We start from the raw sequence: 13,763 nt of genomic DNA, 5'->3' as shown, positions 1-13,763 counted from the left end.
GATGACTCCGATTCTTGTTTTTGACATCGAGACGATTCCCGATGTCGACGGCATTCGCCGTCTGGAAGACCTGCCCGCGACGCTCGACGATGCCGCGGTGGCTGAACATGCGTTCGCCGCCCGCCGCGAGAAGACCGGCGGCGATTTCCTGCCGCACCACCTGCAGCGCATCGCGGCGATCTCGTGCGTGTTCCGTGACAACAACGGTTTTCGCGTACGCTCGCTCGGCACGGCGCAGGACAACGAAGCGACGCTGATCCAGTCGTTCTACCGCGTGATCGAGAAATACACGCCGCAGCTCGTGTCGTGGAACGGCGGCGGCTTCGATCTGCCGGTGCTCCATTACCGCGCGCTCGTGCATGGCATTCCCGCGACCCGCTACTGGGATCTGGGCGAGGACGACCGCGATTTCAAGTGGAACAACTACATCTCGCGCTATCACTCGCGGCATACCGACCTGATGGATGTGCTCGCGATGTATCAGGCGCGCGCGAACGCGCCGCTCGACGCGCTCGCGAAGATGTGCGGCTTTCCGGGCAAGCTCGGGATGGACGGCAGCCAGGTGTGGCCGGCGTTCCAGGACGGGCGGATCGAGGAAATCCGCAACTACTGCGAAACCGACGTCGTCAACACCTACCTGTTGTACTGCCGGTTCCAGTTGATGCGTGGCGGCCTGACGCCGAGCGAGTATGCGGACGAGATCCTGCTTGTGAAGAACTCGCTTGCACAGGAGCCTGCGTCGCACTGGGCCGAATACCTGGCTGGCTTCGACGCGTAGCGCGTGCGGGTTGCGCCGCGGCCGGCACGATCAATCGAGTTCGAGCAGTACCGGCTGGTGATCCGACGCGCGGACGTCGCCGTCGATGTCGCAGTGCATGACGCGCGGCAGCAGCGTATCGGTCACGAATACGAAGTCGCACGCGAGCGGCCCCTCCGACCATTGCACCGTATCGTAGACGCCCGCCGTTGGCGGTGGTGAGCGGCCGGGGTGCCGTTCGACCCACGCGTCGACGAAGCGCGGCGCGTCTGCGATCGGCTCCAGGAATCGACAATAGGCATCGCTGCCGAACGCGCTGTTGAAATCGCCGCAGACGATCGCATCGCACGGCTGGCCAGTCGCGCTGAACGGCCCCTCAACGGTTTCGGCAGGTGCCGGTCGTGCCGCGTGCGCGCAGGCCTCGCGGTGCCGGTCACGCAGCGCGTCGACCTGAGCGAGCCGCTGGCGCGCCGAATAGTATTCCAGATGCGTGGTGACCACGCGCAGTGGCCCGAAGGGTGTCTGCAACTCGACGTCGAGTGCGACGCGCGGCATCGACGGCGCGCCGGCGTCTGCCGGCCACGGCAGTAACTGGCGGAGCACGCGCCCGACCGGCAGCCGGGTCGCGATCGCATTGCCGAACTGGCGGCGCGGTGCGCCGGCTTCGATGGACGGCAGGTCGGCGCCGATCGCTTCGACGATCGTATGGCAGGGCAGCAGCGCCGCGAGTTCGGCGAACTGGTCGGCGCCGGGTCGGCCGGGCAATGCGCCGAAGCCGCGCGTGACTTCCTGCAGGCACAGCACGTCGAAGTCGCCGAGCCTGCGGATCGCAGCGACGGTGCGCGAAAGATCGACGACGCCGTTCGCGTCCCGACCCCATTGGATGTTCCAGTCGATCAGTCGCATGGTCGAATCTCCTGCCGGGCGGATTCCGGGTCGGGGGCGGCTCCCGATCGGCTCCACTGCCTCTGCGCCGGCCGTGGGCTGCCGGGCCGTTCCGGCGCAATGCCGGGCCGTCTATGCTTAAGTATCGACGCTTGCCTCATGCAAAGCGGGCGATGCGAGCCTTCGTCGTCTACAATCTCGCCTTCTTCAACGTTTGTCAGGAAAAGCTGGTGTCCGAAGCCGTCCCCACTTCTGCGCGCAAATCAAGAAATGCGCCCGTCGCGCCCGGAATCGCCCCGGTTCTCGAGATCGAATCGCTCGACATGGAAGCGCGCGGTGTCGGCCGCACGATCACCGAGGACGGCGAGCCGGGCAAGGTCATCTTCGTCGAGGGGGCACTGCCGGGCGAGCGCGTGACCTATTCGAGCTACCGCCGCAAGCCGAGCTACGAGCAGGCGACGGTTGTCGATATTCTGCGCCCGAGCGTGATGCGCACGAAGCCGAAATGCGCGTTCTTCGGCACCTGCGGTGGCTGCTCGATGCAGCATCTCGATATGCGCGCACAGGTGGCGGTCAAGCAGCGCGTGCTCGAAGACAATCTGTGGCACCTGGCGAAGCTGCGCGCTGAAACGATGTTCGCGCCGATCCACGGCCCGTCGTGGGGCTATCGCTACCGTGCACGCCTGACCGTGCGCAACGTCGCAAAGAAGGGCGGCGTGCTGGTCGGGTTCCATGAGAAGAAGAGCAGCTACGTTGCCGACATGACGAGCTGCGAAGTGCTGCCTCCGCACGTGTCGGCGATGCTGGTGCCGCTGCGCCGGCTCGTCGAGGGGCTGTCGATTCGTGATCGGATGCCGCAGATCGAGCTCGCGGTCGGCTCGGAAGTCACCGCCCTCGTGCTGCGTGTGCTGGAGCCGATCAACACCGACGACGAAGCGTTGCTGCGCGCGTTCGCGGACGAGCACAAGGTGCAGTTCTGGCTGCAGCCGAAGGGCCCTGATACCGTGACGCCGTTCTATCCGCTCGACGTGTCGCTCGACTACACGCTGCCGGAATTCGGTATCCGCATGCCGTTCAAGCCGACCGACTTCACGCAGGTCAACCATCAGATCAACCGCGTGCTGGTGGGCCGCGCGCTGCGTCTGCTCGCGCCGTCGCGCGACGACCGCGTGCTCGACCTGTTCTGCGGAATCGGCAACTTCACGTTGCCGCTCGCGCGGCTGTCGCGCGAGGTGATGGGCATCGAGGGCAGCGACACGCTGACGACGCGTGCACTGGCGAACGCGCGCGAGAACGGTGTCGACGGCCACACGACGTTCGCGTGCCGGAACCTGTTCGAGGTGACGGGTGACGACCTCCGTGCGCTCGGCGCATTCGACAAGTTCCTGATCGACCCGCCGCGCGAAGGCGCGCTCGCGGTGTCGAAGGCGCTGGCCGAGATCGCGCAAAGCGGTGAAGGCCCGCTGCCGAAGCGCATCGTCTACGTGTCGTGCAACCCGTCGACGCTGGCGCGCGACGCGGGCCTGCTCGTGCACGAGGCCGGCTACCGCCTGAAGGGCGCCGGTGTCGTGAACATGTTCCCGAATACGTCGCACGTCGAATCGATCGCGCTGTTCGAGCGCGACTGATCCCCGGGCGGCGGACGTAAAAAAACCGGCCCGCGGGCCGGTTTTTCATGATGCATGGCGAACGTCAGTTGCGGTTGCCGCCGAAGATGCCGAGCAGCGCGAGCAGGTTCGTGAACACGTTGTACAGGTCGAGGTAGATCGCGAGCGTCGCCGAAATGTAGTTCGTCTCGCCACCATTCACGACGCGCTGGACGTCGAACAGCATGTAGGCGGAGAAGATCGCGATCGCGAGCACCGACACGGTAAGCATCAGCGCCGGCAGCTGCAGGAAGATGTTCGCGACCGACGCGAGCAGGATCACGATCACGCCCATGAACAGCCACTTGCCGAGACCCGAGAAATCACGCTTGCTGACGGTGGCGATCGTCGCCATCGTGGCGAAGATGATGCCGGTGCCCCCGAACGCGAGCATGATCAGCGACGGGCCGTTCGAGAAGCCGAGGATGAAGCTCAGCAGCCGCGACAGCATCAGGCCCATGAAGAACGTGAAGCCGAGCAGCACGAACACGCCGGCCGCGCTGTTTTTCGTCCGCTCGATCGCGAACATGAAGCCGAACGCAATCGCGAAGAACGCGAGCAGGCTCATCATCGGGCTCGTGGCCGCGAACAGCGAGAAGCCTGTCGCGACGCCGACCCAGGCGCCCAGCACGGTCGGCACCATCGACAGCGCGAGCAGCCAGTACGTGTTCCGCAGCACGCGGTTGCGAACCTCGGCGGTGCTGACGGAACCGCCGCGGCCGAAATTGTACGGATAGTCGTTCATGGTTTCTCCTAACATTGAACGCGTGGGCGTCCGGGGCCGGTTCGGCACACGCGGTGTGCGGCGCAGCAAACCGGAGCAGCTATGGCTAAGATACGTTCCGTGCCGGGAGGTTTCAATGGCCGTGCGGCACAAAACATATAGATTCGGAACCTTTCACGTGTGTAAGGGTTCAATCGCAATGATACACGGGATCGTGCTACAATAGCGGATTCATTTGAACCTGTAACTTCTTAATTTCTTGGAGTTTTTATGGCAATCGAGCGCACCCTGTCGATCATCAAGCCGGATGCGGTGGCAAAGAACGTGATCGGCCAGATCTACAGCCGTTTCGAAGGCGCCGGCCTGAAGATCGTCGCATCGCGCATGGCACACCTGTCGCGTGCTGACGCAGAGAAGTTCTACGCGGTTCACGCAGCGCGTCCGTTCTTCAAGGACCTCGTCGATTTCATGATCTCGGGCCCGGTGATGATCCAGGTTCTGGAAGGTGAAGGCGCGATCCTGAAGAACCGTGACCTGATGGGCGCAACGGATCCGAAGAAGGCAGAAAAGGGCACGATCCGCGCCGATTTCGCCGACAGCATCGACGCGAACGCCGTTCACGGCTCGGACGCTGCAGAAACGGCAGCGGTCGAAGTCGCGTTCTTCTTCCCGGAAATGAACGTTTACTCGCGTTAAGCCCTGGCTGACAGCAAGTAGGCAGGATCCAGCGCACGCGGCAAGGCAGCACATCATGACGAGCGAAACTTCCGTCAATCTTCTCGACTTCGATGCCGAGGGTCTTGTCGCGTACTGCGGCAGCCTCGGCGAGAAGCCGTTCCGCGCCAAGCAGTTGCAGCGCTGGATCCATCAGTACAACGCTGGCGATTTCGACGGCATGACCGATCTCGCGAAGTCCTTGAGAGAGAAACTCAAGGGCCGCGCGTCGATCGGCATGCCCGAGATCGCCAGCGATCACGTTTCCGCCGACGGCACGCGCAAGTGGCTGATCGACGTCGGAAACGGCAATGCGGTCGAAACCGTGTTCATCCCGGAAGAGACGCGCGGCACGCTGTGCGTGTCGTCGCAAGCCGGGTGTGCGGTCAACTGCCGCTTCTGTTCGACGGGCAAGCAGGGCTTTTCCCGCAACCTGTCGACAGCCGAAATCATTGGCCAGCTCCGCATGGCCGAATTTGCATTGCGAGCGTCGCTGGGCCGCGCGCCCGGCCCGAACGGCAAGGCCGAACGGGTCGTCACCAACGTGGTGATGATGGGCATGGGCGAGCCGCTGCTGAATTACAGCGCAGTCGTGCCGGCGATGCGGCTGATGCTCGACGACAATGCGTACGGCCTGTCGCGCCGCCGCGTTACGCTGTCGACGTCCGGCGTGGTGCCGATGATGGACCGCCTCGGTGCCGAGCTGCCGGTTGCGCTGGCCGTTTCGCTGCACGCGCCGAACGATGCGCTGCGCGACGAGCTGGTGCCGCTCAACAAGAAGTACCCGCTGCGCGAGCTGATGGCGGCTTGCCAGCGTTATCTGAAAGTCGCGCCGCGCGACTTCATTACTTTCGAATACTGCATGCTGGACGGCGTCAACGACACCGAAGCGCATGCACGCGAATTGCTGGCCGTCACGCGCGACGTGCCGTGCAAGTTCAATCTGATCCCGTTCAATCCGTTTCCGGAATCGGGCCTCATCCGCTCGAAGCCGGAGCAGATCAAGCGCTTTGCACAGGTCCTCATCGACGCGGGTGTCGTCACGACCGTGCGCAAGACGCGCGGCGACGACATCGATGCCGCGTGCGGCCAGCTGGCCGGCGCGGTGAAGGATCGCACGCGCCTCGCGGAACGAACGGGTACTGCAGGAAAAATCATCGAAGTTCGGGCAGTTTGACAGGGATGCCTGGCCGGGGATGCCAGGGCCTGTTGGCGGTACAACACGCGAATAGCGATCGGTCGCGGCGCCTCGGCGTCGCGCATGGTATGGACAGTTGCGGGTGCCGGCCGGCGGGAACCGGTGGCGGCCGCCAGTGAAGAAGAATCGACGCGAGGACAAGGATGAGTGAGCCGCAGCCGTCTAACGGCGCAGAGACGAATGGCGCGAAGCCGGCACCGGCAGGGTTGGAATCGCTTGCGGCGGTCGGAAGCCGACTGGCGCAGCTTCGGGAGACAAGAGGGTGGACCGTCGACGACGTGTCGGCGCGACTCAAGGTCGCACCGCAGAAGCTCCGGGCGCTCGAGGCGGGTGACATCAGCCATTTGCCCGGCGTCACGTTTGCGCTCGGCGTCGTGCGCAGCTACGCGAAGATGCTAGGCGTCGATCCGGAACCGTTCGCGCAGGCGTTGCGTCGTGAGCGCGGGGTGCCGGAAGTCGACTTGTCGATGCCCGCGTCGTCGGGGACGGATCTGCCGCGCGGCCGCGTGTCGATTCCGCTGGGCGGGTCGTCGCGGCATCACCCGTGGCTGTGGGGCACGGCGATTGTCGTGGTCGCGGTGGTTGCCGTACTGATGTGGCACACTGGCGGCGATTCGTCGAGCCTGCTCGCGCGCTTCAAGAGCGGCGACGCGGAGCATGCGTCGGCCGCGAGCGTGCCGGCGGCGGCATCCTCGTCATCCGTCGAAGAGGCGGCCTCGAGCGGCGCGTCTGCCGTGATCGCGAATGAGGTTCCGGCCCCGGCTGCTGCATCCGCAGCCCCGGCGCCGGCAATTGCATCGGCTGTTCCGGCGCCCGCGCCGGTGGCGCCGGTCGTGACGGCGGCCGCGTCGCAGCCCGTCGTGGCAACGACGGCGACAAGCGCCGCCGCGCCGGCTCAGCCGGCGAGCGTCGCGGTTGCGGCTGGCCAGTCGATGGTGGAACTGAAGGTCAAGCAGGACAGCTGGTTCAGCGTGCGCGACAAGAACGGCAAGGAGCTGTTCTCCGGGCTGGTGCGGGGCGGCGAGGCGAAGCAGGTCGCGGGCGACGGCCCGTTCAAGGTCACGATCGGCAACAAGGCAGGCCTCGACGCAGTTGCGTTCGACGGGAAACCCGTCGATCCGGCAAAATATTCGGCAGCGCGGGGTAACGTGGCGCGGTTCACGTTGCCCTGACGTCAAGCGCCGTGGCGAAGGCCTGTCGTCGATATCGGCAGGCCGTGAGGGCACGGCGCTTTTTCAATTCATGCGCCGCGTCGCGGCGCATTCCGCGTAAATGGATCTATCGATGCAATCCGAAGCTCAATCCCCACGCAGCAGTCAGATTTGTTCAACCGAGCCGGTGTTCGGCGGGCATCAGCCGCGCCGCGTATCGCATGCGGTGGATGTCCGCTGGGGCGGGCAGCTCGTGACGATCGGCGGCGACGCGCCGGTGCGCGTGCAGTCGATGACGAATACCGACACGGCCGACGCGATCGGCACGGCGATCCAGATCAAGGAACTCGCGAACGCAGGCTCCGAACTGGTGCGCATCACGGTCAACACGCCCGAGGCCGCGGCCGCCGTGCCGGCGATCCGCGAGCAGCTCGACCGCATGGGCGTGACCGTGCCGCTCGTCGGCGATTTCCACTACAACGGCCACCTGCTGCTGCGCGATTACCCGGGCTGCGCGGAGGCGCTGTCGAAGTACCGGATCAACCCCGGCAACGTCGGCCAGGGCGCAAAACGCGATACGCAGTTCGCACTGATGATCGAGGCCGCGGCCAAGTACGACAAGGTCGTGCGAATCGGCGTGAACTGGGGCAGCCTCGACCAGGACCTGCTCGCGCGCATGATGGACGAGAACGGTGCACGCTCGCAGCCGTGGGGCGCGCAAAGCGTGATGTACGAGGCGCTGATCCAGTCGGCGATCGGGTCGGCCGAGCGTGCGGTCGAACTCGGCCTCGGCCGTGACCGCATCGTGCTGTCGTGCAAGGTCAGCGGCGTGCAGGACCTGATCGCCGTGTACCGCGAGCTCGGCCGCCGCTGCGGCTTCGCGCTGCACCTCGGGCTGACCGAAGCCGGCATGGGCTCGAAGGGCATCGTCGCGTCGACGGCCGCACTCGGCGTGCTGCTGCAGGAAGGGATCGGCGACACGATCCGCATCTCGCTGACGCCGGAACCGGGCGCGCCGCGCACGGGCGAAGTGATCGTCGGCCAGGAAATCCTGCAGACGATGGGCCTGCGCTCGTTCGCACCGATGGTGATCGCGTGCCCGGGCTGCGGCCGCACGACGAGCACGCTGTTCCAGGAGCTCGCGATGCAGATCCAGACCTACTTGCGTGAGCAGATGCCGGTCTGGCGCAAGGAGTACCCGGGCGTCGAGAAGATGAACGTCGCGGTGATGGGCTGCATCGTCAACGGCCCGGGTGAGTCGAAGCACGCGAACATCGGCATCAGCCTGCCGGGTTCGGGCGAGAACCCGGCCGCACCCGTCTTCATCGACGGCGAGAAGGTCAAGACGCTGCGCGGCGAGCGGATCGCCGAGGAATTCCAGCAGATCGTCAGCGACTACGTCGCACGCAATTACGGCCGCACCGAGGCCCTGAACTAATTCGTCCACACACACGAACGATGACTGAACAGAAACGCAAGATCGAGAAGCTCACCGGCGTCAAAGGCATGAACGACATCCTTCCGCAGGATGCCGGCCTGTGGGAATTCTTCGAAGCTACCGTGAAATCGCTGCTGCGCGCGTACGGCTACCAGAACATCCGCACGCCGATCGTCGAACACACGCAGCTCTTCACGCGCGGCATCGGCGAAGTCACCGACATCGTCGAGAAGGAGATGTACAGCTTCACCGACGCGCTGAACGGCGAGAACCTGACGATGCGCCCGGAAAACACCGCGGCTGTGGTGCGCGCGTCGATCGAGCACAACATGCTGTACGACGGCCCGAAGCGCCTGTGGTACATCGGCCCGATGTTCCGTCACGAGCGCCCGCAACGCGGCCGCTATCGCCAGTTCCACCAGGTCGGCGTCGAGGCGCTCGGCTTCGCGGGCCCCGATGCGGATGCCGAGATCATCATGATGTGCCAGCGCCTGTGGGATGACCTCGGCCTGACCGGCATCAAGCTCGAGATCAACTCGCTCGGCCTCGCGGAAGAGCGTGCCGCACACCGCGTCGAACTGATCAAGTACCTCGAGCAGTTCGCCGACGTGCTCGACGAGGATGCGAAGCGCCGTCTGTATACGAACCCGCTGCGCGTGCTCGACACGAAGAATCCCGCGCTGCAGGAAATCGCGCAGAACGCACCGAAGCTGATCGACTTCCTCGGCGACGAATCGCGCGCGCACTTCGAAGGACTGCAGCGCCTGCTGCTCGCGAACAACATTCCGTTCAAGATCAACCCGCGTCTCGTGCGTGGCCTCGACTACTACAACCTGACCGTGTTCGAGTGGGTGACCGACAAGCTCGGCGCGCAGGGCACGGTTGCGGCGGGCGGGCGCTACGATCCGCTGATCGAGCAGCTCGGTGGCAAGCCGACCGCGGCGTGCGGCTGGGCGATGGGCATCGAGCGGATCCTCGAACTGCTGAAGGAAGACGATCTCGCGCCCGAGCAGGAAGGCGTCGACGTGTACGTCGTGCACCAGGGTGAGACCGCGCGCGAACAGGCGTTCATCGCGGCCGAGCGCCTGCGCGATACGGGTCTCGACGTGATCTTCCACTGCAGCGCCGACGGCGCGCCGGCGAGCTTCAAGTCGCAAATGAAACGGGCCGACGCAAGCGGCGCCGCGTTCGCGGTGATCTTCGGCGAAGAAGAGGTTGCGAACGGTACGGTGGGCGTGAAGGCGCTGCGCGGTGCGGGCGGAGATGGGGAAAAGAACGTTCAGCAGACCGTACCGGTCGAAGGCTTGACCGAATTCCTAATCAATGCGATGGTTGCATCCGCCGAAGACGGCGACGACTGATCGCGCCGGCATCCGCTCGACAAGAAAGGCCTGAACAGGAAGGAATCGCTCGCCGATGAGTTATCACGACGAACAAGAATCGATTGAAAGTCTCAAGGCGTGGTGGGCCCGCTGGGGCAACCTCACCACGTGGATCGTGCTCGCGGCGCTCGTCGTCGCGGCCGGTTTCAATGGCTGGAACTACTGGCAGCGCCGTCAGGCTGCCGAGGCGTCCGGGCTGTACGAACAGGTCCAGAAGGCTGCCGCCGCGAACGACAAGGCGACGATGGCTCGCGCGGCCGCCGACATGGAAGACAAGTTCGGCAGCACGCCGTATGCACAGATGACGGCGCTCTCCGCTGCGAAGACGCTTTACGCGGCCGGCGACGCGGCAGGTGCGAAGGCGCAGCTGCAATGGGCTGCCGATCACGCCAAGGATGACGAGTACAAGCAGATCGCGAAGCTGCGTCTCGCGTCGCTGCTGCTCGACGAGAAGGCGTACGACGCGGGCCTCGCGCTGCTGTCGGGTACGCCGGTCGATGCATTCAAGGGCCTCGTGGCCGATCGCCGCGGCGATCTGCTTGCCGCGCAAGGCAAGACCGACGACGCGCGTGCCGCTTACAAGCTCGCGCTCGACGGCCTGTCGAAGGACGACCAGTCTGCGCGCCAGCTCGTGCAGTTCAAGCTGGACGCGCTCGGCGGCTGAACCCCGGTCCCCTCAACCTCTTAACTCTGCTTCGCTAACCGATGAATTTGCTGAAACGTTACGCTGTGCCCGCTGCCTGCGCGGCGGCTGTCCTCGCATTGGCGGCCTGCTCGTCGTCGAAGGACGCGCGCCGCGTGCCGACGCCGCTCACCGAGTTCAAGCCCGTGATGGACGTGCAACAGGTCTGGAAGGCGAGCGTCGGCAAGGGTGGACGCTACCTGTTCTCGCCGGTGGCCGTGGGCGACGCCGTCTATGCGGCGGGCGAAAACGGTTCGGTCGAGAAGATCGACGCGAAGACGGGCCAGACGCTCTGGCGTTCGAAGGTCGGTTCGGACCTGTCGGCTGGTGTCGGCAGCGACGGCAACCTGACCGCGGTCGGCGCGCTGAAGGGCGGCGTGTTCGTGCTGGGTCCGGACGGCAAGCAACTGTGGAAGACCAGCGTGCAGGGCGAGATCTTCTCGCCGCCGCTCGTCGGCAACGGCCTGGTGGTCGTCCGCACGATCGACGGCCAGGTGATCGCGTTCAACGCGCAGACGGGCGAGCAGAAGTGGAACTACCGCAACCGCGCGGTGCCGCTGAACCTGCGCGTGTCGGCCGGCATGACGTTCGCAGGTGACGCGGCGGTGCTGGCGGGCTTCCCCGGCGGCGGACTGGTCGCGATCAACCTGCAGACGGGCGAGCCGTTCTGGCAGACACCTGTCTCGTTCCCGAAGGGCGTGACCGAGGTCGAGCGCATCAACGACGTCAGCGGCCCGCCGACGCTCGTGGGCGCGGAAGCCTGCGCGGTGACGTTCCAGGGGCAGCTCGGCTGCTTCGATGCGAACTCGGGGCGCCCGCTGTGGGAAAAGGCGTTCTCGAGCCGCAGCGGCCTCGCGCAGGACGATTCGGTCGTCGCCGGCGGCGACGATTGGTCGGTCGTGACCGCGTACGATGCCGCTTCGGGCAACCAGCTCTGGCGCAACGACAAGCTGAAGAGCCGTGACGTCGGCGTGCCGTATCTGCTCGGGCACGCGGTCGTGATGGGCGATTACAAGGGCTTCGTGCACTTCCTGTCGCGCGAAGACGGCACCTTCATCGCACGGATGAAGACCGACGGCAGCGCGATTACGGCGGCGCCGGTCCTCGCAGGCAATACGCTCGTCGTGCAGACGAAGGACGGCGGCCTGTACGGATTCCGTCCGCGCTGACGCGCAGGAAACATGCGCGAGCGCGGCGCGACGGGCTTGTCCCGCGCGCCGCGCTCGCGCGACTTGAAGGCGGCCGGTGCTCCCGGCCGCTCGGTATTTGAAAGGCAGTTCGAGACGAAAGACGACGGCGCGTAACGCGCGCCCGGCGCGCGCATCCGGCGCTGCGCGAATTCGTGATATTTTCATTCAGCGCAGCCGCCCGCAGCAGCGGGCCTCCCGCTGCTGCGCTTCACCGTAGAAAACACAGATGAAACCGGTCATTGCCCTTGTTGGGCGCCCCAATGTGGGGAAATCCACGCTGTTCAACCGGCTCACGCGTTCGCGTGATGCGCTGGTCGCCGACTTGCCGGGCCTGACGCGCGATCGCCATTACGGCGAAGGGCGGACGGGCGAGCGGCCGTACCTGGTCGTCGATACCGGCGGCTTCGAGCCCGTCGCGAAGGACGGCATCCTGCACGAGATGGCGCGCCAGACGCGCCAGGCCGTCGAGGAAGCCGACGTCGTCGTGTTCATCGTCGACGGCCGCAACGGGCTCGCGCCGCAGGACAAGTCGATCGCCGACTACCTGCGCAAGACCGGCCGGCCGATCTTCCTCGTCGTCAACAAGGCCGAGGGGATGAAGTACACGGCGGTCGCGACCGACTTCTATGAGCTCGGGCTCGGCGACCCGCGCGCGATCTCGGCCGCGCACGGTGACGGCGTGACCGACATGATCAACGAAGCGCTGGAGGTCGCGTACGCCGACCGTCCGGCGGAAGAGGACGAGAACGACCCGTCGCGCGGCATCAAGATTGCGATCGTCGGTCGCCCGAACGTCGGCAAGTCGACGCTCGTCAACGCGCTGATCGGCGAGGATCGCGTGATCGCGTTCGACATGCCGGGCACGACGCGCGATTCGATCTATGTCGACTTCGAGCGTAACGGCAAGAAATACACGCTGATCGACACGGCCGGCTTGCGGCGCCGCGGCAAGGTGTTCGAGGCGATCGAGAAGTTCTCGGTCGTGAAGACGCTGCAGTCGATCTCCGACGCGAACGTCGTCATTCTTCTGCTCGATGCGCAGCAGGACATTTCCGACCAGGACGCGCACATCGCCGGCTTCGTCGTCGAGCAGGGCCGCGCGCTCGTGATCGGCGTCAACAAGTGGGACGGGCTCGACGAGCATGCGCGCGATCGGGCGAAAGCGGATTTGACCCGCAAGCTGAAATTCCTCGACTTCGCGAAATCGCACTTCATTTCGGCCACGAAGAAGACGGGCATCGGCACGCTGATGCGCTCGGTCGACGACGCGTACGCGGCGGCAATGGCGAAGCTGCCGACGCCGAAGCTCACGCGCGCGCTGATCGAGGCGGTCGAGTTCCAGCAGCCGCGCCGTCGCGGCCCGGTGCGTCCGAAGCTGCGCTACGCGCACCAGGGCGGCCAGAATCCGCCGATCATCGTCATCCACGGCAATGCACTCGACGCCGTGACGGAAACGTACAAGCGTTACCTGGAAAACCGGTTCCGCGAAACTTTCTCACTGACGGGGACTCCATTGCGCATAGAGTTCCGTTCGTCGAACAATCCGTACGCGGACAAGAGCTGAAGCACGCCTGTTACACCCGTTATGCAAGGGGTTGGCCGCAAGGCCTATGCCCCGGGCTGGCCAGGCAAAATCGGCTATAGTGTAGCGATTGGCGCCGGATCTCTTTTTCTTCGCCGCCAATCCAGATCAACCTGCAAAAAAAGATGGAGTACGCCATGAGCAACAAAGGGCAATTGTTACAAGACCCGTTTTTGAACGCACTGCGCAAAGAGCACGTTCCCGTTTCGATCTACCTCGTCAATGGCATCAAGCTTCAAGGGAACATTGAATCGTTCGACCAGTACGTCGTGTTGCTCCGTAATACGGTGACCCAGATGGTGTACAAGCACGCCATCTCGACGGTCGTGCCGGCGCGCCCGGTGAATTTCCACCCGGACGCGGAAGCCTCGTCCTAACCTATCGCAGCGGCCGGCATCCGGTCGCCGCGAGCGA

At 65.2% G+C, this 13,763-nt stretch carries 13 protein-coding genes; 11 read left to right on the top strand and 2 right to left on the bottom strand.

Features of this window, described 5'->3' with window-relative positions; genetic code table 11:
* Position 1: 1 nt before the first annotated feature.
* Positions 2-778 carry a 3'-5' exonuclease gene (locus tag HAV18_RS37375; protein ID WP_166965756.1) on the top strand — a complete coding sequence of 259 codons (777 nt, stop codon included), beginning with the start codon at positions 2-4 and terminating at the stop codon, positions 776-778.
* A 30-nt stretch (positions 779-808) separates the two neighbouring features.
* Here the strand turns inward: HAV18_RS37375 and HAV18_RS37370 are convergent, their stop codons facing one another.
* Positions 809-1,663, bottom strand: coding sequence for an endonuclease/exonuclease/phosphatase family protein (locus tag HAV18_RS37370; RefSeq protein ID WP_166965754.1), 855 nt, complete (start codon positions 1,661-1,663; stop codon positions 809-811).
* Between the two features lie 152 nt (positions 1,664-1,815).
* Here HAV18_RS37370 and rlmD point away from each other — a divergent pair, with 152 nt between their 5' ends.
* Positions 1,816-3,270, top strand: a complete 1,455-nt coding sequence (gene rlmD / locus HAV18_RS37365; protein ID WP_208102275.1) for a 23S rRNA (uracil(1939)-C(5))-methyltransferase RlmD — start codon at positions 1,816-1,818, stop codon at positions 3,268-3,270.
* A gap of 64 nt (positions 3,271-3,334) precedes the next feature.
* Here the strand turns inward: rlmD and HAV18_RS37360 are convergent, their stop codons facing one another.
* Positions 3,335-4,033 carry a Bax inhibitor-1/YccA family protein gene (locus tag HAV18_RS37360; protein WP_006484459.1) on the bottom strand — a complete coding sequence of 233 codons (699 nt, stop codon included), beginning with the start codon at positions 4,031-4,033 and terminating at the stop codon, positions 3,335-3,337.
* 249 nt (positions 4,034-4,282) lie between these two features.
* On the opposite strand from HAV18_RS37360, the gene ndk reads away from it, so the two are divergent.
* The 9 genes from ndk (at position 4,283) to hfq (ending at position 13,726) form a co-directional block, all read left to right on the top strand.
* A complete protein-coding gene (gene ndk / locus HAV18_RS37355) occupies positions 4,283-4,708 on the top strand; it encodes a nucleoside-diphosphate kinase (protein WP_011352265.1) in 426 nt (141 codons plus the stop codon).
* A 55-nt stretch (positions 4,709-4,763) separates the two neighbouring features.
* Positions 4,764-5,903 carry a 23S rRNA (adenine(2503)-C(2))-methyltransferase RlmN gene (rlmN, locus tag HAV18_RS37350; protein WP_166965750.1) on the top strand — a complete coding sequence of 380 codons (1,140 nt, stop codon included), beginning with the start codon at positions 4,764-4,766 and terminating at the stop codon, positions 5,901-5,903.
* A gap of 164 nt (positions 5,904-6,067) precedes the next feature.
* Positions 6,068-7,096 (top strand): helix-turn-helix domain-containing protein, encoded by a 1,029-nt coding sequence (locus HAV18_RS37345; RefSeq protein ID WP_166965748.1) that lies wholly within the window; start codon positions 6,068-6,070, stop codon positions 7,094-7,096.
* 112 nt (positions 7,097-7,208) lie between these two features.
* Positions 7,209-8,513, top strand: coding sequence for a flavodoxin-dependent (E)-4-hydroxy-3-methylbut-2-enyl-diphosphate synthase (gene ispG / locus HAV18_RS37340; protein ID WP_166965746.1), 1,305 nt, complete (start codon positions 7,209-7,211; stop codon positions 8,511-8,513).
* 20 nt (positions 8,514-8,533) lie between these two features.
* On the top strand, positions 8,534-9,874 hold the full coding sequence (hisS, locus tag HAV18_RS37335; RefSeq protein ID WP_011352261.1) for a histidine--tRNA ligase: 1,341 nt from the start codon (positions 8,534-8,536) through the stop codon (positions 9,872-9,874).
* Positions 9,875-9,929: 55 nt separating this feature from the next.
* Positions 9,930-10,559: a tetratricopeptide repeat protein gene (locus HAV18_RS37330; protein WP_166965744.1), complete on the top strand. Its 630-nt coding sequence runs from the start codon at positions 9,930-9,932 to the stop codon at positions 10,557-10,559.
* Between the two features lie 41 nt (positions 10,560-10,600).
* Positions 10,601-11,746, top strand: coding sequence for an outer membrane protein assembly factor BamB (gene bamB / locus HAV18_RS37325; protein WP_166965742.1), 1,146 nt, complete (start codon positions 10,601-10,603; stop codon positions 11,744-11,746).
* 247 nt (positions 11,747-11,993) lie between these two features.
* Positions 11,994-13,331 carry a ribosome biogenesis GTPase Der gene (gene der / locus HAV18_RS37315; protein ID WP_166965740.1) on the top strand — a complete coding sequence of 446 codons (1,338 nt, stop codon included), beginning with the start codon at positions 11,994-11,996 and terminating at the stop codon, positions 13,329-13,331.
* 155 nt (positions 13,332-13,486) lie between these two features.
* Entirely contained in the window at positions 13,487-13,726 is a 240-nt protein-coding gene (hfq, locus tag HAV18_RS37310; RefSeq protein ID WP_006399927.1) for an RNA chaperone Hfq, read from the top strand.
* The last annotated feature ends 37 nt before the right edge of the window (positions 13,727-13,763 follow it).

Origin of the sequence: Burkholderia sp. D-99, from assembly GCF_011605345.1 — a bacterium.
In the GTDB taxonomy this organism is placed as follows: Bacteria; Pseudomonadota; Gammaproteobacteria; order Burkholderiales; family Burkholderiaceae; genus Burkholderia.
The sequence above is the reverse complement of the archived record's forward strand: the minus strand, read 5'-3'. Positions and strand labels throughout refer to the sequence as shown.